Annotated in this window: 14 protein-coding genes and 2 tRNA genes; 12 read left to right on the top strand and 4 right to left on the bottom strand. The window is 74.5% G+C overall.

Annotated features, from left to right (window positions below; translation table 11 throughout):
• Positions 1–40 precede the first annotated feature (40 nt).
• The 10 genes from argH to cobA all read left to right on the top strand — a co-directional run bounded on the left by argH (position 41) and on the right by cobA (position 13887).
• On the top strand, positions 41–1480 hold the full coding sequence (gene argH, locus ACIP82_RS14005) for an argininosuccinate lyase (protein WP_400653581.1): 1440 nt from the start codon (positions 41–43) through the stop codon (positions 1478–1480).
• Positions 1481–1588: 108 nt separating this feature from the next.
• Positions 1589–1846 carry a hypothetical protein gene (locus tag ACIP82_RS14000; RefSeq protein WP_363611312.1) on the top strand — a complete coding sequence of 86 codons (258 nt, stop codon included), beginning with the start codon at positions 1589–1591 and terminating at the stop codon, positions 1844–1846.
• A gap of 495 nt (positions 1847–2341) precedes the next feature.
• Complete coding sequence (locus ACIP82_RS13995; RefSeq protein WP_400653580.1) at positions 2342–2845, top strand: GNAT family N-acetyltransferase; 504 nt, start codon at positions 2342–2344, stop codon at positions 2843–2845.
• Positions 2846–3402: 557 nt separating this feature from the next.
• Positions 3403–4425 carry a methionine ABC transporter ATP-binding protein gene (locus ACIP82_RS13990; protein ID WP_400653579.1) on the top strand — a complete coding sequence of 341 codons (1023 nt, stop codon included), beginning with the start codon at positions 3403–3405 and terminating at the stop codon, positions 4423–4425.
• Positions 4422–5159, top strand: a complete 738-nt coding sequence (locus ACIP82_RS13985) for a methionine ABC transporter permease (protein WP_363611318.1) — start codon at positions 4422–4424, stop codon at positions 5157–5159. The genes ACIP82_RS13990 and ACIP82_RS13985 overlap by 4 nt, the downstream gene beginning before the upstream one ends.
• A 57-nt stretch (positions 5160–5216) precedes the next feature.
• A complete protein-coding gene (locus tag ACIP82_RS13980) occupies positions 5217–6047 on the top strand; it encodes a MetQ/NlpA family ABC transporter substrate-binding protein (protein WP_363611320.1) in 831 nt (276 codons plus the stop codon).
• A gap of 183 nt (positions 6048–6230) precedes the next feature.
• Positions 6231–6866 carry a GNAT family N-acetyltransferase gene (locus ACIP82_RS13975; RefSeq protein ID WP_400653578.1) on the top strand — a complete coding sequence of 212 codons (636 nt, stop codon included), beginning with the start codon at positions 6231–6233 and terminating at the stop codon, positions 6864–6866.
• A gap of 143 nt (positions 6867–7009) precedes the next feature.
• Entirely contained in the window at positions 7010–8275 is a 1266-nt protein-coding gene (gene cbiE / locus ACIP82_RS13970; protein WP_363611324.1) for a precorrin-6y C5,15-methyltransferase (decarboxylating) subunit CbiE, read from the top strand.
• 485 nt (positions 8276–8760) lie between these two features.
• Positions 8761–12507, top strand: coding sequence for a nicotinate-nucleotide--dimethylbenzimidazole phosphoribosyltransferase (gene cobT, locus ACIP82_RS13965; protein WP_400653577.1), 3747 nt, complete (start codon positions 8761–8763; stop codon positions 12505–12507).
• Positions 12508–12609: 102 nt separating this feature from the next.
• Entirely contained in the window at positions 12610–13887 is a 1278-nt protein-coding gene (cobA, locus tag ACIP82_RS13960; protein ID WP_363611328.1) for a uroporphyrinogen-III C-methyltransferase, read from the top strand.
• Positions 13888–13935: 48 nt separating this feature from the next.
• Here the strand turns inward: cobA and ACIP82_RS13955 are convergent, their stop codons facing one another.
• Complete coding sequence (locus ACIP82_RS13955) at positions 13936–16698, bottom strand: SpoIIE family protein phosphatase (RefSeq protein ID WP_400653576.1); 2763 nt, start codon at positions 16696–16698, stop codon at positions 13936–13938.
• A gap of 98 nt (positions 16699–16796) precedes the next feature.
• Here ACIP82_RS13955 and ACIP82_RS13950 point away from each other — a divergent pair, with 98 nt between their 5' ends.
• Complete coding sequence (locus ACIP82_RS13950; protein ID WP_363611332.1) at positions 16797–17606, top strand: RNA methyltransferase; 810 nt, start codon at positions 16797–16799, stop codon at positions 17604–17606.
• A gap of 26 nt (positions 17607–17632) precedes the next feature.
• Here ACIP82_RS13950 and ACIP82_RS13945 read toward each other — a convergent pair whose 3' ends face one another.
• Positions 17633–19678: a serine/threonine-protein kinase gene (locus ACIP82_RS13945; RefSeq protein WP_400653575.1), complete on the bottom strand. Its 2046-nt coding sequence runs from the start codon at positions 19676–19678 to the stop codon at positions 17633–17635.
• Between the two features lie 425 nt (positions 19679–20103).
• On the opposite strand from ACIP82_RS13945, the gene ACIP82_RS13940 reads away from it, so the two are divergent.
• Entirely contained in the window at positions 20104–20298 is a 195-nt protein-coding gene (locus ACIP82_RS13940) for a hypothetical protein (RefSeq protein WP_363611334.1), read from the top strand.
• 314 nt (positions 20299–20612) lie between these two features.
• Here ACIP82_RS13940 and ACIP82_RS13935 read toward each other — a convergent pair.
• Both ACIP82_RS13935 and ACIP82_RS13930 read right to left on the bottom strand, forming a co-directional pair.
• A tRNA-Val gene (locus ACIP82_RS13935) sits at positions 20613–20684 on the bottom strand.
• Positions 20685–20725: 41 nt separating this feature from the next.
• Positions 20726–20797, bottom strand: a tRNA-Val gene (locus ACIP82_RS13930).
• Positions 20798–20821 lie beyond the last annotated feature (24 nt).

Genomic DNA, 20821 nt, shown 5'->3' with positions numbered 1-20821 from the left:
CCCACCCCCGACACCCCTCAGCTTGTAAGGAGCCCGCGCGATGCCTGCCGACCAGAACGCCGCCAGTACCGGTCCTGAGCTGCGCCTCTGGGGCGCGCGCTTCGCGGACGGCCCGTCCGAGGCGCTGGCCAGGCTCTCGGCCTCGGTGCACTTCGACTGGCGGCTGGCGCCGTACGACATCGCCGGCTCCAAGGCGCACGCCCGGGTCCTGCACAAGGCCGGGCTGCTGAGCGCCGACGAGCTGGCCGGCATGCTGGAGGGGCTCGACCGGCTGCTCGCCGACGTCGAGGCGGGCACCTTCACCGGGACCGTCGCCGACGAGGACGTGCACACCGCGCTGGAGCGGGGCCTGCTGGAGCGGCTCGGCGCCGAACTCGGCGGCAAGCTCCGGGCCGGCCGCTCGCGCAACGACCAGATCGCCACGCTGTTCCGGATGTACCTGCGGGACCACGCGAAGATCATCGGCGGGCTGGTCCTCGACCTCCAGCACGCCCTGGTCGGCCTGGCCGAGGCCCACCCCGACACCGCCATGCCGGGCCGCACCCACCTCCAGCACGCCCAGCCGGTCCTCTTCGCCCACCATGTCCTCGCGCACGTGCAGGCCCTCGGCCGGGACGCCGAGCGGCTGCGCCAGTGGGACGCCCGGACCGCCGTCTCCCCGTACGGCTCCGGGGCGCTGGCCGGCTCCTCGCTCGGCCTGGACCCGGAGGCCGTCGCCGCCGACCTCGGCTTCGAGGGCGGTTCGGTCGGCAACTCCATCGACGGCACGGCCTCCCGCGACTTCGTCGCCGAGTTCGCCTTCGTGACCGCGATGATCGGGATCAACCTCTCCCGGATCGCGGAGGAGGTGATCATCTGGAACACCAAGGAGTTCGGCTTCATCACGCTGCACGACGCCTTCTCCACCGGCTCCTCGATCATGCCGCAGAAGAAGAACCCGGACATCGCCGAGCTGGCCCGGGGCAAGTCCGGCCGCCTGATCGGCAACCTGACCGGCCTGCTGGCGACGCTGAAGGCGCTGCCGCTCGCCTACAACCGGGACCTCCAGGAGGACAAGGAGCCGGTCTTCGACTCCTGCGACACCCTTGAGGTGCTGCTGCCGGCCTTCACCGGCATGATGGCCACCCTCACCGTGCACCGGGAGCGGCTGGAGGAGCTGGCCCCGGCCGGCTTCTCGCTCGCCACCGACATCGCCGAGTGGCTGGTCAAGCAGGGCGTGCCGTTCCGGGTCGCGCACGAGGTGGCCGGCGCCTGCGTCAAGGTCTGCGAGTCCCAGGGCATCGAGCTGTCCGACCTGACGGACGAGCAGTTCGCCGCGATCTCCGGGCACCTGACGCCCGAGGTGCGCTCGGTGCTCAGCGTCCACGGCGCGATCGCCTCGCGGAACGGGCGCGGCGGTACCGCCCCCTCGGCCGTCGCCGTCCAGCTGGCCGAGGTGAAGGCGGACCTCGCGCTCCAGCAGGAGTGGGTCCAGGGCTGACAGGTGAGCCAGGCGGAAGGGGCGTGACGGGCCGACCGTCACGCCCCTTCCGCGCGAGCACGCCCGCCCGACCGTGACCGCCCCCGCCCGGACCCGGTCATGCACGGTATGCGCACCAACGTTCCCTCCGTCCCCTCCGCCGAGGACGAGGTGTTCGCCGAGCTCCGGCGCCGTCTCGTCCGCGAGGCGGTGGCCGCCCTGCCCGGCCGCTGTCCCCGGCTGGTCGCGGCCCTCGCCGAGGACCCGCCGCCGACCTACCACGAGCTCTCCGTCCGCCTCGGCATGCCGCGCGGCTCCATCGGCCCCACCCGCTCCCGCTGCCTCGCCTGCCTGCGCGTGCTCCTGCACGGCGAGCGTCATGGCTGAGGCCGGCCCGTGCTCCGACACACCCAGTCACCGCGCGCCCCCCGTTCGGACGTGACCCTCGCCACGTCGGGCACCCCTCCCGCCCCCGCGCCGGCCGGCCGCCGACCTCTCCGCCGTCCGGGGCGCACCCACCACGCCGGACGTCCTCCGCCCCGGCCGGCCCCTTGGGCGCACGGCCCTCACCGCCCCTTTCGCCCGCCGCCCCCGCCCGGCCGCCCGACGTGACCCTCGCCACGTCGGGCGGCCGGAAGGTTGAGGGAAGCTGACACGCGGGTAGAGCGCTGGCGAACGTAGCTCTTGACGACGGCGCGATCACTTGGATACTGAGCGTGAGCGCGCCGTCGGCGACGTGGGCCCCACCGGGCCGTGCGGCTGGTACGTTCGTGCGCCACCCCCGGCCAGGGCGGATCCCCGGCCGGTCCATCTCCGGCAGGACATCCGGTGCGGCACCCTCACGTTCGCGCGCCGGGCACGACATTGGGGAGGCCCCAGCACATGGGCATGAGCGTGATCATCTCGGCGGCGGACGCCGAGGACGCGGAGCAGATCCTCAAGCTCCAGTACCTCGGCTACCAGAGCGAGGCCGAGTTGTACGGCGACTGGGCCATCGAGCCGTTGACGCAGACCCTGGAGAGCCTGCGCGACGAGCTGACCGAGCAGCACTTCCTGGTCGCCCGGCTCGGCGGCGAGGTGGTGGGCACGGTGCGCGGCCGGATCGGCCCCGACGGCGTCGGCCGGATAGAGCGCCTGGTCGTCCACCCGCGGATGCAGCGGCACGGCCTCGGCGGGCGCCTGCTGGAGGCGCTGGAGCGCCGCCTCGCCGAGGACGGCCGCCCGGTGACGTCCTACCGGCTGGTGACCGGCCACCGCAGTCTCGGGAACCTGCGCCTCTATGCCCGCCAGGGCTACCGGCAGACCGCCGTCGAGCAGACCGACGGCCGGATCAGCCTGGTCCACCTGGAGAAGTCCGCCGAGGCGCCGCTCGCCGCCACCGCCTGAGCCCCGCCACCCGGCCCCACCCGGTCGGCGCCGCCACCATTCGAGCCTTTCGGTGGCGGCGCCGAGCCGTATCGTCCCTGGTAGCGGCGTTTCCTGTCCGTATTGCGGACAGCGGATCCAAATAATTGGGACGAAACCGGCCCATCTGATTTACTGGCTCACATGACTGCGACGACGAAATGGACCCCCACCGGCACTCTGCCGGCAGGTGAGCGTGCCATGTGTCGTCGAATGTGTCACCGCTGAGGGCCACTGTTCCCTCCCAGCCTCCGGCTGGGAGCACCCCCCTCCTCGCGCCCCGAAGCGAGACCCCGCCCGCTCCCGTCCGTGTGAGCGCGCCCCGCCTGCCGCACCCTCTCCCTCCGCCTGCCCACCCACGGGCGGTGGTCGTCCCCGATGACTCGTAAGGGCCACGCCGTCGCGCGGCCCGGTCGCCCAGCGGCCACGATCAAGGGGTGGCAGGTCCGGATCCCCCTGGCGCAGCGCCGGCCACGCCACCGACCCGAAACCCGGTCCGGTCGCCGTCCGCCGCCCGCCCCCGACCCACGGAAGCAGCTGTGATCACCACCACGGACCTCACCAAGGTCTACCGCTCCCGCGGCCGCGAGGTGACCGCCCTTGCCGGCGTCGACCTGCACGTCCGCCCCGGCGAGGTCTACGGAGTCGTCGGCACCAGCGGTGCCGGCAAGTCCACCCTCATCCGCTGCGTCAACATGCTGGAGCGCCCCAGCTCCGGCACGGTGACCGTGGACGGCGTCGAGCTCACCGCGCTGTCCGGCGGCGAGAACCGGGCCGGCCGGGAGCTGCGCGAGGCCCGCCGCCGCATCGGCATGGTCTTCCAGCACTTCAACCTGCTCGCCTCCCGTACCGTCCAGCAGAACGTCGAACTCCCGCTGGAGATCATCGGACTGGACCGCACCGAGCGCCGCCGCAAGGCCTCCGAACTGCTCGACCTGGTCGGCCTCGCCGACAAGGCCCGCAGCTACCCCGGCCAGCTCTCCGGCGGCCAGAAGCAGCGCGTCGGCATCGCCCGCGCCCTCGCCGGCGACCCCAAGGTGCTGCTCTCCGACGAGGCCACCTCCGCGCTCGACCCCGAGACCACCCGCTCCATCCTCAAGCTGCTGCGCGACCTCAACCAGCAGCTCGGCCTCACCGTCCTGCTGATCACCCACGAGATGGACGTCATCAAGTCCGTCTGCGACTCCGCCGCCCTGATGCGCGGCGGCCGGGTGGTCGAGTCCGGCGAGCTCACCGACCTGCTCGCCAAGCCGGGCTCCGAGCTCGCCCGCGAGCTCTTCCCGCTCAGCGAGTTCGGCTCCGGCCACCCCGGCGGGACCGTCCTGGAGATCACCTTCCAGGGTGAAACCTCGGCCGAGCCCTTCGTCTCGCAGCTCGCCCGCACCTACCAGATCGACGTCAACATCCTCGGCGCCGCCGTCGAGACCATCGCCGGCCGCATGGTCGGGCGGATGCGGGTCGAACTCCCCGGCGGCCACCAGGACAACGTGGTGCCGATCGGCTACCTGCGCGAGCAGGGCCTTCAGGTGGACGTGCTCGACGTGAACGGAGCGGTGGCATGACCTGGGACCAGATGCAGGAACTGCTGTGGCCCGCCACCTGGGAGACCTTCCAGATGGTCGCCGTCTCCACCGTCGGCAGCGTGCTGTTCGGACTGCCGCTCGGCGTCCTGCTGGTGCTCACCGCCAAGGGCGGCGCGCTGGAGAGCGTCTTCCTCAACCGGGTGATCGGCACGGTCGTCAACATCGCCCGTTCGCTGCCCTTCCTGGTACTGATGGTCGCGCTGTTCTCCTTCACCAAGCTGATCGCCGGCACCTCCCTCGGCTGGCAGGCCGCCACCGTGCCGCTCACCATCGGCGCCATCCCGTTCTTCGCCCGCCTGGTCGAGACCTCGGTGCGCGAGGTGGACGGCGGCCTGGTCGAGGCCGTCCGGGCCATGGGCGGCAGCACCTGGACCATCGTCCGCAAGACGCTGATCCCGGAGGCCCTGCCCAGCCTGACCGCCTCGCTGACCACCACGGTCATCACGCTGATCAGCTACTCGGCGATGGCCGGCACCGTCGGCGGCGGCGGCCTCGGCAACCTCGCCATCACCTATGGCTACCTGCGCTTCGAGACCACCTTCATGTGGGTCATCGTCGCGGAGCTGGCGATCATCGTCACCGCCATCCAGCTGCTCGGCGACTACGCCGTCCGCCGGCTCGCCAACCGCGGCCGCGGCGGCGGCCGCACCCGGCTGCTCCGCGGCGGCGCGACCCCGGCGGCCACCCCCGACGAGGACCTCGTCGCCCCCTGACTTCCCGCCGTCCGACTCCGGACGCGGCTCCCCGTATCACGCAGAAAGGCACTTTTCGTGCGCAACGCCCTGAAGTTCACCAGCGTCCTCGCCACCGCCGGCATCGCCCTCTCGCTCGCCGCCTGCGGCAGCTCCGGCTCGTCGTCCGGGTCCTCCGACCCGAACGCGGCCCTCACCGTCGCCGCCAGCCCCACGCCGCACTCCCAGATCCTGAAGTTCGTCAAGGACAACCTGGCGGAGAAGGCGGGCCTCAAGCTCAACATCAAGGAGGTCACCGACTACGTGACCCCCAACACCGCGGTGCAGGACGGCTCGGCCGATGCCAACTACTTCCAGCACCTGCCGTACCTGGAGGACTTCAACAAGAAGCACGGCACCGACATCGTCTCCGTCGAGCCGGTGCACCTGGAGCCGCTGGGCGTGTACTCGAAGAAGGTCAAGTCCATCGGCGACATCGCCGACGGCGCCACCATCGGCCTGCCCAACGACGCCACCAACGAGGGCCGCGCGCTCAAACTGCTCGCCGACAACAAGCTGATCACGCTCAAGGAGGGCGCGGGCACCGCCGCGACCCCGGCCGACGTCACCGGCAACCCGAAGAACCTCAAGTGGAAGGAGCTGGAGGCCGCCCAGCTGCCCCGCTCCATCGGCGACCTCGACGCGGCCGTCATCAACGGCAACTACGCGATCGACGCCGGCCTGAAGCCCGCCACCGACGCGGTGGTCCTGGAGAAGGCCGAGGGCAACCCCTACGCCAACATCCTCGCCGTCAAGAAGGGCAAGGAGAACGACCCGCGGGTCAAGAAGCTCGCCGAGCTGCTCCACTCGCCCGAGGTGAAGAAGTACATCGACGACACCTTCAACGGCTCGGTCATCCCCGCCTTCTGATCCGTCGCGCACCGTTCGACCGGGCCCCCGCCACACCTCGGCGGGGGCCCGGTCGGGCAGTATGCGGGAGTGACACCCTGACAGGCCGAGTTCTGACGTACCGTCGTGCGAGCCGTGCACCGCGTGACACCCGGGTACCGGCGAGGCGTACGGTGTGTCCAGGACCCGGCGAGGAGAGACGGCATGGCAGCGAGCTTCCCCGAGACCGCCATCAGCACCGAACGGCTGCTGCTGCGCCCCCTTGCGGAGGACGACGCCCCCGGCCTGGCCGCCATGATGGCCGACGAACTCGTCCTGGCCTGGACGGACCTGCCGCACCCCTTCACCGAGGAGTACGCCGCCACGCTCGCCCGTACCCTCGCGCCCGGGCACCGGGCCGCCGGCCGCGGCATCGTCTTCGCCGTCGCCGAGCACCTCACCCAGCGCCTGGTCGGCCTGGTCGAACTGCGCAACACCGACTGGCGGCTGCGCTCCACCGAGATCACCTATGTCACCGCGCCCTGGGGCCGCGGCGAGGGCTACGCGCCGGAGGCCGTCCTCGGCGTCGCCCAGTGGCTCTTCGAGGACCGCGGTTTCCTGCGCCTGGAGATGCGCACCGCCGCCGGGAACACCGCCGCCCAGCAGGTCGCCCAGAAGATCGGCGGCATCAGCGAGGGCGTCCTGCGCAGCGCCTGGATAGTGCGCGGCGACGGGCTCCGGGCCGGAGGGGAGAGCCGCAGCGACCTCATCCTGTGGAGCCTGCTCCCCGAGGACATGGAGACCGAGCCCGCCGACGCCACGGTCTGGCCCGGCGACCACCACTACGTGCTCCGCGACTGACCGCCCCGTCCACCGGACGCGACCGGTGGCGGACATGTGTACGAGATGTCGGCGCCGAGGGGATCACACCCGGTAGCCTCTGCTCCGGCGCCGTACACGGGCGCGGGATGTCGGCGTACCAAGGCGAGGGAGAACAGCCGCAGATGGCTGACCGGATCACGGTCATCGGGTGGGACGGCACACCGCTGACCGAGGCCGCCGGCGCGGCCCTCGCCGCGGCGACCCTGGTGGCCGGCGCACCCTACCAACTCAACGCCCTCCCGGTGCCACCCGCCGCCGAACGGCTGGCCCTCGGCAGCGTCCAGCTGGCCGCCCGCAGGATCGCCGAGCACCGCGGCGCCGCCGTCGTCGTCGCCGAGGGCGACCCGGGCTTCTTCGGCGTCGTCCGCACCCTGCGCCGGCCCGAGTACGGCCTCGAACTCGAAGTGCTGCCCGCCGTCTCCTCGGTGGCCGTCGCCTTCGCCCGGGCCGGCATGCCCTGGGAGGACGCCCAGGTGGTCAGCGCCCACGGCGGACGACTGCGCCGCGCCGCCAACATCTGCCGGGCCAACCCGAAGGTGGCGGTCCTCACCGCCCCGGGCGCCGGGCCCAGCGAACTCGCGCTGATGCTGCGTGGGGTGCACCGGACCTTCGTCGTCTGCGAGGCCCTCGGCACCCCCGACGAGGACGTCACGGTGCTCACCTCGGACCGGGTCGCGGACCACATCTGGCGCGACCCGAACGTGGTACTGGTCATCGGCGGCCACAGTGGCGGCCCGCAGTCGGGCGCGCCCGGTGAGGCGGCCGGCTGGCTGGCCGGGCGTCCGGTCGGCTTCCCCGGCGCGGACCGCGGCTGGGCACTCCCCGGCGATGCCTACGCGGGCGCCGGGCGTGCGGAGGACGAGCCCGGCGCGTCGGAGGCGCTCCCCGCGCAGGTGCGTGCGCTGGTGCTGGCCCGGCTGGGCGCGCGCCCCGGCGACCTGGTCTGGTCCGTGGGCGCGGGCAGCGGAGCCCTCGCCGTCGAGGCCGCCCGCTTCGGCGCGGCGGTGGTCGCGGTCGAGTCCGACCGTTCGGCCTGCGCCCGGCTGGCCGTCAACGCCCGCCGCTACGGCGTCGAGGTGGAGACCGTCCACGGCCGTGGCCCCGAGGTGCTCGGCGGTCTGCCGGAGCCGGACGCGGCGGTCGTCGAATCCGGCGGTTCCGAGGTGGTGCGCGCCGTCCTGGCCCGCCGGCCCGAGCGGTTCGTCGCGGTGGCCCGCACGCTCGCGGAGGCGGAGGAGATCCGCCGGGCCATCGCCGAGGCCGGCTACCGGGCGGACGGCGCGCTGCTCCAGTCCACGCCCCTGCGGACGGACGGGAGCGGTGGCGGGCTGCGGTTCGGGGCGGGGGAGCCGGGCGTGCTCCTGCTCTGGGGTGAGCAGATCGTGTGAAGGCGAAGTGCCGCCGCCCGTGGTCCCGAAGGCGCCCGGCGGTGATCCAGGTCGCATCCGGACACCGATTCGAGAGGTGACACCGCCGGGCCGGTAGTGTGGCGTCCTGGGCGGCTGTGGCGGCCGGTGACCTGCCCGATCCGGTCGGTTTGTCGCCTTTTTGACGTGGTGCAACCCGGTGTGGCTCGGAGTGTGGGCAATTCGACGGGCCGCGTGCCGGACCGGGAGAATGCCGTAGGGTCCGGTGCGGACGTGCCGGTTGCCCCGGGTTGTCGTTGTTTCAGATGGCGCGCCGCTCCTCGTGGGTGGTGCGTGGGCCGGGGTGCCGCAGCGCGCCGGAAGTAGGACTTCGGCCGCAGCGCCTCGGCGCGGCGGCCGTGTGTGGTTGAGGGGCGGGTCGGTGCAGGCCCGGCCCGTGCGGATGGGCGCTGCGGTCGGTGATCGCGTCGCCAAGGGCGCGGCAGCGGCCTGGAAGGAGCTTTGACATGACCGATGGCGGCCACGTCCCGAACGAGGGACTGCCGGAGCACCTGCTCGCCGGGCCCGCCCCGCTCGGCGGCCCGGAGGGCGTCGCGGTACCCGTCGCACCCGTCCAGGGCGTCGCGATGGACGGCGGTGCGGTCCCGAACCCCGCGGTGCCGGGGGCGGGCGGGATCCCGCCGCAGGGCGTCCACGGGCAGGGGCTGCCGCAGGGCGTGCCCGGCCACGGCACTCCGGCCGTCGGTGTGCCCGGCGAGGGCTGGGCCGTCGACCCGGGTGCCCCGCGCCCGGCCTTCCACTTCCTCGACCAGCCCGACCAGCCGGACCCGCTCGACGACGAGGACGATGTGCTGCTGATGCCCGGTCCGCAGGGCTCCTGGGGCGAGCCGCCCGTCCCCGCCGACCAGCTGGCGTACGGCGCCGAGGAGCAGACCGGGGCCGCCGTGCCCGGCACTCCGGTCGAGCCGTCCTGGCCGCCGCTGGACCCGCCGCTGCTGGGCGCCGCCGACCCGGCCGCCCTGCACGCGCAGGCCCAGTCGTACGTCCAGGCGCAGCCCCAGACACAGACGCAGGGACAGCCCCAGGGACAGCCGGTCCAGGCACAGGGTCAGCCGCATGGCCAGCCGCCGGTCCAGGCGCAGGGACCGGAGCCGCTGACGGTGGCTCAGGCGCCGCGACGCCCGCTGCACGCCGGCCCGCCGATCCCGGACCCGTCGCTGATGACCGGCCACGTCCCGGTCCGCTCGCTCGCCGACCGCGGCCCCTCGCAGGGGGCGACGCCCGCGCACGGCATTCCCGTCGTGGTCGGCCCGCAGCCGGAGCCGCAGGCCGCGGTGCCCGCTCAGGGCTTCGCGCCGCAGGCCGCGCCGGCCGGGTCGGCGCAGCCGGGTGTGCCGGTTCAGAACGTCCAGCAGGTGCCGGAGGCCGAGCCCGCCGCCCCGGTGGCCCCGCAGGCCGCCGTCGCCGCCCCGGTGGCGGACGCCACCGCGCAGCCCGTCGCCGAGCCGACCGCCGAACCGGTCACCGAGCCGGTCACCGAGGCCCCCGCCGTCGCGCAGGACACCGCCGAGGCCCCCGCCGCCGAGCAGGTCCCCGCGCCCGGTGCCGCCGAGGCCGGGGCCGCGACCGTGCCCGCCGAGCAGGCCGTCCCCGCCGTGGCCGCCGAGGAGCAGCCCGCCCCGGCCGGCCAGCCCCGCCGCATCTCCGCCTTCCTCGCCGCCCCCACCCCGCACGGCCTCCCGCAGGTCGAGGCGGTCGAGCCCGCTCCGGTGGTCGCGGAGACGGCCGCCCAGCAGCCCGCCCCCATAGCGGTCGCCGAGCAGGGTGACGCACCGGCCGCCGAGGTGGCACACCCTGCCGAGGTGGCACAACACGCCACGTCGGCGCAGGCTGCCACGGAGCCGGAGCAGGCCGCCCCGGCGGACACCGCCACCGAGGCACAGCCTGCCGCCCCGGCCCCCGAGGCGGTCGAGGCCGGCGAGACCGTCGAGACCACGGAGACGGCGGTCGCCGCCGAGACCCAGCAGGCCGCCGAGACCGCCGCCGGCACTGGTGAGATGCCCTCCGGGCAGGCCGTCGTGGCCCCGTCGGCCGAGCAGCCGCAGGAGGCCACCCCGGTCGAGGCCGGACCCGCCGAGCCGGCCACCGCCGAGGTCCCCTCGGCCGCCGAGCCCGCCGTGACCGAGCCCGCCGCCGAAACCGAGGCCGAGGCCGTGGCGGAGGCCGAGCCCGCCGTCGCGCAGGACGCCGCCGAGGAGCCCGTCGCCGAGACGGCCCCCGAGGCCGGGCCCCAGCCCGAGGCCGGCCCTGGGGCCGAGCCCGCCGCCGCACCGGACACCGCCGCCGCGCAGGACGCCACCGAGGACCCCGCCCCCGGGCAGGACCCCGCACCCGACCCGGTCGCCGAGCCCGCCGCGGAGGAGCCCGCCGCGGAGGAGCCCGTCACCGCCGAGCCCGTCGCCGAGGAGCCCGCTCCCGAGGAGCCCGCCGAGCCCCGCGGCCCGGCCGCCCCCGGCTACGACGAGGCCGGCCGCGAGGCCGTCCACCAGGTCATCCGCGAGCGCCGCGACGTCCGCAACGGCTTCCGCCCCGACCCGATCCCGCACGAGGTGCTGATCCGGGTCCTGGAGGCCGCCCACACCGCGCCCAGCGTCGGCTACTCCCAGCCGTGGGACTTCGTGGTGATCCGCTCGGCCAAGACCCGCCGCAAGATGCACGAACTGGCCGAGCGCCAGCGCGAGGCGTACGCGGACTCGCTCCCCAAGGGCCGGGCCAAGCAGTTCAAGGAAATCAAGATCGAGGCCATCCTCGAAACGCCCGTCAACATCGTGGTCACCGCCGACCGCACCCGCGGCGGCCGCCACACCCTGGGCCGGCACACCCAGCCCCAGATGGCGCCGTACTCGGCCGCCCTCGCGGTCGAGAACCTCTGGCTGGCCGCCCGGGCCGAGGGCCTCGGCGTCGGCTGGGTGAGCTTCTTCGACGAGGACGAGATGGTCCGGGAGCTCGGCCTGCCCGAGCACCTGGAGGTCGTCGCCTACCTCTGCGTCGGCTACGTCGACGCCTTCCCGGACGAGCCCGAGCTCCAGCAGCAGGGCTGGGCCAGGAAGCGCCCGCTGTCCTGGGTCGTCCACGAGGAGCAGTACGGCAACCGCGCGCTGCCGGGCGAGGAGCCGCACGGCCTGCTGTCCGAGACCCTGCGGGGCATCCGCCCGCTGGACGCCAAGGCGCTCGGCGAGTCCTGGGACCGCCAGAAGCGGATGACCAAGCCGGCCGGTTCCCTCGGCATGCTGGAGATCATCTCCGCGCAGCTGAGCGGCCTCTCCCGCAAGTGCCCGCCGCCGGTCCCCGAGCCCGCCTGCGTGGCGATCTTCGCGGGTGACCACGGCGTCCACGCCCAGGGCGTCAGCCCCTGGCCGCAGGAGGTCACCGTCCAGATGGTCGGCAACTTCCTGGCCGGGGGAGCGGTGATCAACTCCTTCGCCAAGCAGATCGGCACCGAGGTCTGCGTGGTGGACGTCGGCGTTGCCGCCGAGCTGCCGGACGCCGTCCAGCAGGGCCGTACCACCGGCCTGCTGCCGCGCAAGGTCAGGCCCGGCACCGACGACATGACCCAGGGTCCGGCGATGAGCCGCGAGGAGGCCCTCAAGGCCATCGAGGTCGGCATCGAGACCGCCCGCGACCTGGTCGCCGCCGGGAACAAGGCGCTGGTCACCGGCGACATGGGCATCGCCAACACCACCGCCTCCGCCGCCCTGATCTCGGTCTTCACCGGCCTGGACCCGGCCGAGGTCACCGGCCGCGGCACCGGCATCGACGACGAGACGCACGCCCGCAAGGTCGAGGTCGTCCGCGCCGCGCTCGCCCTGCACGAGCCCGACCCGGCGGACCCGATCGGTGTCCTCGCCGCCGTCGGCGGCCTGGAGCACGCGGCCATCGCGGGCTTCCTGCTCGGCGCCGCCTCGCTGCGCACCCCGGTCGTCCTGGACGGCGTCATCGCCGGCTCGGCCGCGCTCGTCGCCAAGGCGATCGCCCCCGAGGTGCTCGCCGCCTGCATCGCCGGCCACCGCTCCGCCGAGCCCGGCCACCAGGCCGCGCTGGCCAAGCTCGGTCTGCGCCCGCTGATCGACCTCGACCTGCGGCTCGGTGAGGGCACCGGCGCCCTGCTGGCCCTGCCGCTGGTGCAGAGCGCGGCCCGGGCGATGCACGATGTAGCCACCTTCGACTCCGCCGGGGTCACCGAGAAGGCCTGACGCCGCCCGCACCGCCGCGCGTACCGGCGCACCCCCGGGCCGGTACGCGCGGCGGTGCCGTCGTACCCCCACCTGTCCGTCCCCGATCCAGGAGTTCCGCCGATGACCGCGCCCAACCCGCACCCGAGCACCGAGGGACGCACCCCGTACCCGGTCGGCCTGCTGCTCGCCGGCCGCCGCGTGGTCGTGGTCGGCGGCGGCCAGGTCGCTCAGCGGCGGTTGCCGGCGCTGATCGCCACGGGCGCGGAGCTGCACCTGGTGTCGCCGACCACCACGCCGGCCGTCCAGGCCATGGCCGACGCCGGTGAGCTGACCTGGCACGCCCGCCCGTACCAGGACGGCGATCTCGCCGACACCTGGTACGCGCTGGTCGCCACCGCCGACCCGGCCGTCAACGCCGCGGTCAGCGCCGAGGCCGAGCGCGAGCGGGTGTTCTGCGCCCGCAGCGACGACGCGTCGGCCGCCACCGCCTGGACCCCGGCCAGCGGCCGCGACGCGGGCGTCACCGTCGCCGTCCTCACCGGGGACCCGCGGCACTCCGCGGCCCTGCGCGACTCGATCGTGGACGGCCTGCGGGACGGCTCGCTGGCCGCCCGCCGGTTCCGCTCGCACGGCGCTGGGGGTACCTCCAGGCCGTCAGGCCGGGGGAGCGTCGCCCTGGTCGGCGGCGGCCCGGGCGACCCCGATCTGATCACCGTGCGCGGCCGCCGCCTGCTGGCCGCCGCGGACGTGGTGGTCACCGACCGCCTCGCCCCGCGCGAGCTGCTGGCCGAGCTGCCGGAGCACGTCGAGGTGATCGACGCGTCCAAGATCCCGTACGGGCGGTTCATGGCCCAGGAGGCGATCAACCGGACGCTCGTCGAGCACGCCAAGGCGGGCAAGTTCGTGGTCCGGCTCAAGGGCGGCGACCCGTACGTGTTCGGGCGCGGCGGCGAGGAGCTGCTCGCCTGCGCCGAGGCCGGGCTGCCGGTCACCGTCGTCCCGGGGATCTCCAGCTCGATCAGTGTCCCGGCGGCCGTCGGCGTGCCGGTCACCCACCGCGGCATGACGCACGAGTTCACGGTGATGTCGGGCCACGTCGGTCCCTCCGACCCGCGCTCGCTGGTCAACTGGGAGGCCGCCGCGCGGATGAGCGGCACCCTGGTGCTGCTGATGGCGGTGGACAAGATCGGCGAGATCGCCGCCCGGCTGGTCGAGTGCGGCCGCCCCGCCGACACTCCGGTCGCCGTCGTCCAGGAGGGCACCACGGCCGCGCAGCGCCGCGTGGACGCGACCCTCGGCACCGTCGCCGCCACCGTCGAGGCCGAGCGGATCAAGCCCCCCGCCGTGATCGTCGTCGGCGACGTCGTCAACGTGCTGGCCCCCGGCCTGCGTCTCTGACACCGGCACGGCGCGTCGGGCGAACACCCCGTCCGCCCGGCGCACCGCCTACTCCAGCGGCTGCTCCGTCCAGATCACCTTCCCCGTCCCCGTGTACCGGGTGCCCCAGCGGTCGGCGAACTGGGCGACCAGGAAGAGCCCGCGCCCGCCCTCGTCCGTGGTGGCCGCGTACTTCAGATGCGGCGAGGTGTTGCTGGTGTCGGACACCTCGCAGATCAGCGCCCGGTCGCGGAGCAGGCGTACCCGGATCGGCCCGGTCCCGTAGCGGATCGCGTTGGTCACCAGCTCGCTCAGGATCAGCTCGGTGACGAACGCCGCCTCCTCCAGCCCCCACCCGGTCAGCCGCTCCGCGACCGCCGCCCGGACCTCGCCCACCGCGGCCGGGTCGGACGGCACCTCCCACTCCGCGACCTGGTCGGGCGCCAGCACCCTGGTCCGTGCCACCAGCAGCGCGATGTCGTCCTGCGGATGCGCCGGCAGCATCGTCTGCAGCACGTCCGCGCAGGTCTGCTCCGGCGTCCGGTCCGGCCCGCTCAGCGCCGTCCGGAGCAGCTCCAGCCCGACGTCGATGTCCCGCTCGCGGTCCTCGACCAGCCCGTCGGTGTAGAGCACCAGCCGGCTGCCCTCCGCCACCTCCAGCTGGGTGGTCTCGAACGGCATCGACGCCAGCCCGAGCGGCGGCCCGGTCGACAGCTCGGGGAAGTCCACCCGCCCGTCCGGGCCGACCAGCGCCGGCGGCAGATGCCCCGCGCTGGCCAGCGTGCACCGCCGCGACACCGGATCGTAGATCGCGTACAGGCAGGTCGCGCCGGTCACCGCCGCCCCGGTCCCCGACTCCTCCTGGTCGATCCGGTTCACCAGGTCGTCCAGGTGCCCCAGCAGCTCGTCCGGCGGCAGGTCCAGCGTCGAGAAGTTGTGGATCGCCGTCCGCAGCCGGCCCATCGTCGCCGCCGCGTGCAGCCCGTGCCCCACCACGTCCCCGACCACCAGCGCCACCCGGGCCCCCGGCAGCGGGATCACGTCGAACCAGTCCCCGCCCACCCCCGCCTGCGCCGGCAGATACCGGTGCGCGATCTCCAGCGCGTTCTGGTCCGGCAGGGTGCGCGGCAGCAGACTGTGCTGCAGGGTCACGGCCATCGCGTGTTCCCGGGTGTACCTGCGTGCGTTGTCGATACAGACCGCCGCGTGCGCGACCAGCTCCTCGGCCAGCGCCAGATCGTCCTCCTCGAACGGCTCCGTGCGGTCCGCCCGCCAGAACCGCGCCACCCCCAGCAGAGCCCCGCGCGCCCGCAGCGGCACCCGGACCAGCGAGTGCACCCCGTACGCCAGCACCTGCGCGGACCGCTCCGGATCCTGCTCCCGCCACTCGTGCGCGTCCGCCAGCCGCGGCTCCACCCCCGGCAGCCCGCTGTTCAGCGCTCCCGCCAGTGGTGCCGACGGCACCACGTTCAGCGCCGTGCCCACCGGATAGAACGGCGCGTCGTCCCGGACGCCGCTCAGCGCCGCCCGGCGCATCCGCCCCAGCGCCGGCCCCGGCGGCGGCTCCTCGCCCTCCAGCACCTGCTCGGCGAGGTCCACCGTGACGAAGTCCGCGAACCGCGGCACCGCCACCTGCGCCAGCTCCTCCGCCGTCCGCGTCACATCCAGCGAACTGCCCACCGCCACCCCGGCGTCGTACAGCAGCCGCAGCCGCTGCTGCGCCACGTCGGCCCGCCCGGAGAGCGCCAGCAGCTCGGTCGAGTCGCGCAGCGTGGCGACGCAGCCGGGCGGGCCGCCGTCGCGGTCGGTCAGCCGGATGTTCACCGCCAGCAGCCGCTCACCGGCCAGCACCACCTCGTCGCTGACCGGCCGGTTCGCGGTCAGCAGCTCCTCGGGTGCCCGGTCCAGCCCCAGCTCGGTCACCGGCCGGCCCTCGGCGTCCGGCGGCAGGTCCAGCAGCCTGCGCGCCTCGTCGTTGCAGAGCAGCAGCCGGCCGTCACCGCCGACGATCAGCACGCCCTCGCGCACCGCGTGCAGCACCGCCGCGTGGTGCTCGTACATCCGGGTCATCTCGGCCGGACCGAGCCCGTGCGTCTGCCGCCGCAGCCGCCGGCTGATCAGCGCCGTCCCGCAGGTGGCCAGCCCGACCGTGACCACAGCGGCCGCCAGCACCAGCGGCAGCTGCCGCTCGCTCGCGCTGCTCACGCTGGCGATCGTGATCCCGGCGGACACCAGCCCGACCACCGTGTGGTTCTGCCCGTAGACCGGTACCACCGCCTGGATCAGCGGTCCGAGCGAGTCGTTGACCTTCTCGGTGACCACCTGCCCGTGCACCGCGGGCTCGAAGGTGCCGTTGAACATCCCGCCGATCAGGTTCGGGTTCGGGTGCGTGTAGCGGACGCCGGAGAGGTTCAGCACGACGATGAAGGACACGTCGGAGGCCGTCCGGGCGGCCTCCGCCGACGGTTGCAGGACGGCCGTGGGATCGGGGCCGACCAGCGCGGCGGCCACGCCGGGGGAGTTGGCGAAGGTCTGGGCCACCGCCACCGACCGGTTGCGGGCCTCGTCCGTGGCGTTGTTGCGCGACTGCACGACCAGCGCCAGCGCCGCGGCGATCACCAGCAGCACCACCACGAACACCTGGAGCGCGAACACCTGCCTGGCCAGCGACCGACGCTTCGGTGAGCGCGAACGGGCCGCCGACGGCTGTGCTGGCCGACCGTGTGGGCCCCCACCGGCGGAGCCGGTGGCACCGGCGGAACGGGAGGATACGGCGGAACCGGAAGTGCCAGAGGCCGACGGAGCCCATGATCGACCCGGAAATCGGGCCATACGCCATCCTCGCACTCCCGCCGCCGTCGGGCCAAGGCCAGCCGGTCCGGCCGTACGCCCGTTTGGTCTTCTCCTCCCGGGCTTGGCAAGATCGCAGGGTGTCCGAACCCAGCACCGTCACCGACCCTGCCGACCCGCGCCTCGGCGACTACACCGGCCTGACCGACGTCGAACTGCGCCGCCGACGCGAACCCGCCGAAGGCCTGTTCATCGCCGAGGGCGAGAAGGTCATCCGCCGGGCCCTCGCCGCCGGCTACCGGATGCGGTCGATGCTGCTCACGGCCAAGTGGCTGGACGTGATGGCGGACGTCATCGCCGAGGCCGACGCCCCCGTCCACGTCGTCGAACCCGCCCTGGCCGAGGCCGTCACCGGTTACCACGTCCACCGCGGGGCGCTCGCCTCGATGGAACGGAAGCCGCTGCCGGACGCCGCCGCGCTGCTGGCCGGTGCCCGCCGGGTGGCCGTCCTGGAGGGGCTGGTCGACCACACCAACCTGGGCGCGATCTTCCGCAGCGCCGCCGCGCTCGGCATGGACGCCGTCCTGCTCTCGCCCGACTGCGCCGACCCGCTCTACCGGCGCGCGGTCAAGGTCTCCATGGGTGCGGTCTTCGCCGTCCCCTACGCCCGGCTGGAGCCCTGGCCGGCCGCCCTGGGGACGGTCCGTGCCGCCGGCTTCGACCTGCTGGCCCTCACCCCCGCCGACACCGCCGTCGACCTCGCCGCCCTGGCCCCGCACCGCCTCGCCAAGGCCGCCCTGCTGCTCGGTGCCGAAGGGGACGGACTCACCCCGCAGGCCCTCGCCGCGGCCGACCGTCCGGTCCGCATCCCGATGTCCCACGGCATCGACTCGCTCAATGTGGGCGCCGCCGCGGCCGTGGCCTTCTACGCCGTCACCGCCGCCTCCTGAACCGGGCGGCGCCCCCGTCCGTGCCGTCAGCCCGTCGGAGAGGTCGGCGGCGCGGGGGCCGCGGCGGGCGGCGCGACCGAGCTGAGGCCGGTGCCGCCGGAAGCGCCCGCGCCGGGCCAGGACTCCTCGATGGTGCCGTCGCCCCGGACGGTGTACCGGGTGGACGTGACCGCACCGGTCTGGGTGACCCGCTCCTCGCGGACCAGCGCACCGTTGTCGAGCCGCCAGGTCGCCGTCGACTGCGGATCCGCGGCCGAGGAACGGGAGGCAAGCGGGACGGGCGTGTCCCCGTTGAAGGAGAACAGCTGGACCAGGTCCACCGGCACCGAGCCCTCCGCCCGGCGCAGCACCACCAGCGTCGCCGGCGCGCCCTTGTACCGGGCCGGCAGTACGGCGCTCAGCACGACCTGCGGCCCCGTCGTCCCCACCGAGCGGCCGTCACGCAGCGCGATCCCGGGGCCGCCCGCCGGATCGGGGTAGCCGCGGTTCGGCCAGTCCACCACCGGTCCCGCGCCCTGCGCGGGCCCCAGCGCACCCTCACCCGTCGCGCCGCCGTGCGCCGCCGCCGCGAACGGCGTCGCGCCGTCCGCCGACAGCCCGGCCGCCGAAGGCGTCACCGGAGCGCCCGGCGGCTGGACCGGCGCGGTGCTCACCGTCCGGCCGCCCGCCGGGCCGAGGCCCCGGTTGCTCCGGTTCTCGCAGCCCTGCGCCGCCGCGATGGCCAGCGCCACCCCCACCGTCACGGTGACGAACACCACCAGCCGCTGGCGCAGCAGCCGCTGCCGCGACGTGGCGGGCCGTCCGCCGGGCACGGGCGTGTGCTGCCGGTCCCCGGACCGCCCGCGTGGCCGGTCGGGCCGCTGCTCCCGCTCGCGTTCCCGGGCGGCCGCGGGGCCGGGGCCGCCGGGCCCTGCGGGGCGGACGGGCGGCGGGGTCTGCTGGCGTTCGCGCATCGGCCGGGTGGTCTGGAGCGATTCGGGCCGGGGCAGCGGCGCGGTGGCCTGCTGCCCCTGCGGGTGCCGCTGCGGCCCGGCCGGATGGGCCGCGGGCTGGCCGACCGGGCGGCCGACGGCCCCTGCCCGGGCCCGCGCGGCGGCAGGGTCCGGCGAGCGCCCGGGCGCGGGCACACCGCGCGGTGGGGCGGCGGGGGGCGCCGGTACGGTGGCCCCGGCGGGAGCCGCGGGCCCCGGCCGGGCCCCGGGCCGCCCGGCGGGGCGCGCGGGACCTCCCGAGGCCGTGCCACCCACGGTCGTGCCGCGCGCCGCCAGTTCGCTCAGCCGCTCGTGCAGGGCCGCCGCGCCCGGCCGCTCGGCGGGCTCCTTCGCCAGACACGCCCCGATCAGGGGCGCCAGCGGCGGCGGTACGGCCGACAGGTCCGGCTCCTCGTGCACGACCCGGTACAGCATCACCTCGGAGGAGGCCCCCGAGCCGAACGGGGTGTCCCCGGTGAGCGCGTACGCCAGCGTCGCCCCGAACGCGAAGACGTCCGTGGCGGGTGTCACGGCGGCGCCGCGGACCTGCTCGGGCGCGAGGAAGCCGGGGGAGCCGACCGCCGTGCCGACGTGGGTGAGCGTGCTGGCGCCGCGCGACCAGGCGATGCCGAAGTCGATGATCCGCGGCCCCCGGGGCGAGAGCAGGATGTTGGACGGTTTGAGATCCCGGTGCACCACCCCGGCCTCGTGCACCTTGACCAGCCCGTCGGCCAGGGCGGCCCCGATCCTGGCCGCCTCCGGCCAGCTCAGCGGCCCCTCGTCGCCGACCCGCTTGTACAGCGAGGGGCCGGGGACGTAGGCGGTGGCCAGCCAGGGGCGGTCCGCCTCGATGTCCGAGCCCACCACCCGCGCCGTACAGCCGCCCCGGATCTTGGAGGCGGCGGAGATCTCGCGGGCGAAGCGGGTCCGGAACTCCAGGTCCTCGGCCAGCTCGGCCCGGATGAGCTTGAGGGCGACCCGCTGGCCGCGGCGGTCGGAGCCGAGGTAGACCACGCCCATCCCGCCGGCTCCCAGCCGTCGGTGCAGGCGGTACGGCCCGACGATGCGGGGGTCCTCACGCCTCAGCCGCATCATCGCCATCTTCGTTCCCCGTCAGCCCGTGGATGAGGCCCCGTCGGTTGGGGCATCGTCAGTTCCTGTCTGGCACAGCTTACGGACTGCCCGTTGCGGTGTGCTGATACGCAACACCTCAACCCTCGGTGCGATTGTCCGATCTAGCACTGACATCAAGGTCACCAGACCTGCGGAGCGCTTCTCGGGGTCGCCTCTCAGGGTTCCCCCGGGGGTGCGGTCGAGCCCGTCTCCCCCTGCGGTAGTAGTCCCGGAGGACGCGCGTCATCCTCCGGGATGCCCGGCGAACAGTACGACGGCATGACGACCTACCACCCCCTCGCGCCATAGCGTTGTCCTCAGCGGTGGACGGGGCACTCGTCCCCCGAGGTAAGCCGTCCACCGCGCCAACATCGACCGACCGGTACAGCAGAGCACGAATCAGGAGTGAGGGCATGGCAGCGCAGCTCACGGGATCCCCCCGCCGCCGGCGACCGGCCTTCACCCAGCGCTCCGCCGACCAGACCAGGCACCCGGCGGTCGCCCTGGCCATGGCCCTGCCCTGCGCCGTCCTGCTGGTCGCGCTCTTCGGCGGCTGGGAGCAGATGGCGAACCAGGCCCAGGCCGTCGCCGAGCTGATCGGTCACTGACCGATCGGTCACTGAGACCGGCCGGCTGCCACAGCCGGCCACTGAACGGGCACCGATCCCCTGGGGACGGGGAGCGGTGCCGCCGGGGAGGCCGTGCCCGCGATGACCGCGGACGGGCGATAGCGGTGCGTAGAGCACCCCGGCAGGCGGAGATGCCGCGTACGGACGTCGGTGAGGTCGACCGTACGCGGCTCTTCTGCATGCCCGGAACCCCCGGATGCCCTGGGGCGCCTGAGCCGAGGCCCCGGGCCCTGAAGGGAACGACAAAAGGCCGGGGCCGTGATCCTCACGGATCACGGCCCCGGCCGTTACTGTGCGCGATACTGGGATTGAACCAGTGACCCCTACCGTGTCAAGGTAGTGCTCTCCCGCTGAGCTAATCGCGCCTGGTGTGGCGGTCCTGCAGCAGACCCCGAAGGATCCGACGTGCGCGATACTGGGATTGAACCAGTGACCCCTACCGTGTCAAGGTAGTGCTCTCCCGCTGAGCTAATCGCGCCTGGTGTGGCGGTCCTGCAGCAGA

Origin of the sequence: Kitasatospora sp. NPDC088548, assembly GCF_044753005.1 — a bacterium.
Lineage (GTDB): Bacteria > Actinomycetota > Actinomycetes > Streptomycetales > Streptomycetaceae > Kitasatospora.
Note: the sequence above shows the minus strand (reverse complement) of the source record. Positions and strands in the feature narration are given on the sequence as shown.

Excerpts from the sequence above, each read along its gene's own strand:
- ACIP82_RS13945 (WP_400653575.1), bottom strand. The coding sequence starts at position 19,678 with ATGGCGATGATGCGGCTGAGGCGTGAGGACCCCCGCATCGTCGGGCCG.
- ACIP82_RS13995 (WP_400653580.1), top strand. The coding sequence starts at position 2,342 with ATGGGCATGAGCGTGATCATCTCGGCGGCGGACGCCGAGGACGCGGAG.
- ACIP82_RS13955 (WP_400653576.1), bottom strand. The coding sequence starts at position 16,698 with ATGGCCCGATTTCCGGGTCGATCATGGGCTCCGTCGGCCTCTGGCACT.
- ACIP82_RS14000 (WP_363611312.1), top strand. The coding sequence starts at position 1,589 with ATGCGCACCAACGTTCCCTCCGTCCCCTCCGCCGAGGACGAGGTGTTC.
- cobA (WP_363611328.1), top strand. The coding sequence starts at position 12,610 with ATGACCGCGCCCAACCCGCACCCGAGCACCGAGGGACGCACCCCGTAC.
- cbiE (WP_363611324.1), top strand. The coding sequence starts at position 7,010 with ATGGCTGACCGGATCACGGTCATCGGGTGGGACGGCACACCGCTGACC.
- ACIP82_RS13940 (WP_363611334.1), top strand. The coding sequence starts at position 20,104 with ATGGCAGCGCAGCTCACGGGATCCCCCCGCCGCCGGCGACCGGCCTTC.
- cobT (WP_400653577.1), top strand. The coding sequence starts at position 8,761 with ATGACCGATGGCGGCCACGTCCCGAACGAGGGACTGCCGGAGCACCTG.
- ACIP82_RS13975 (WP_400653578.1), top strand. The coding sequence starts at position 6,231 with ATGGCAGCGAGCTTCCCCGAGACCGCCATCAGCACCGAACGGCTGCTG.
- ACIP82_RS13985 (WP_363611318.1), top strand. The coding sequence starts at position 4,422 with ATGACCTGGGACCAGATGCAGGAACTGCTGTGGCCCGCCACCTGGGAG.
- argH (WP_400653581.1), top strand. The coding sequence starts at position 41 with ATGCCTGCCGACCAGAACGCCGCCAGTACCGGTCCTGAGCTGCGCCTC.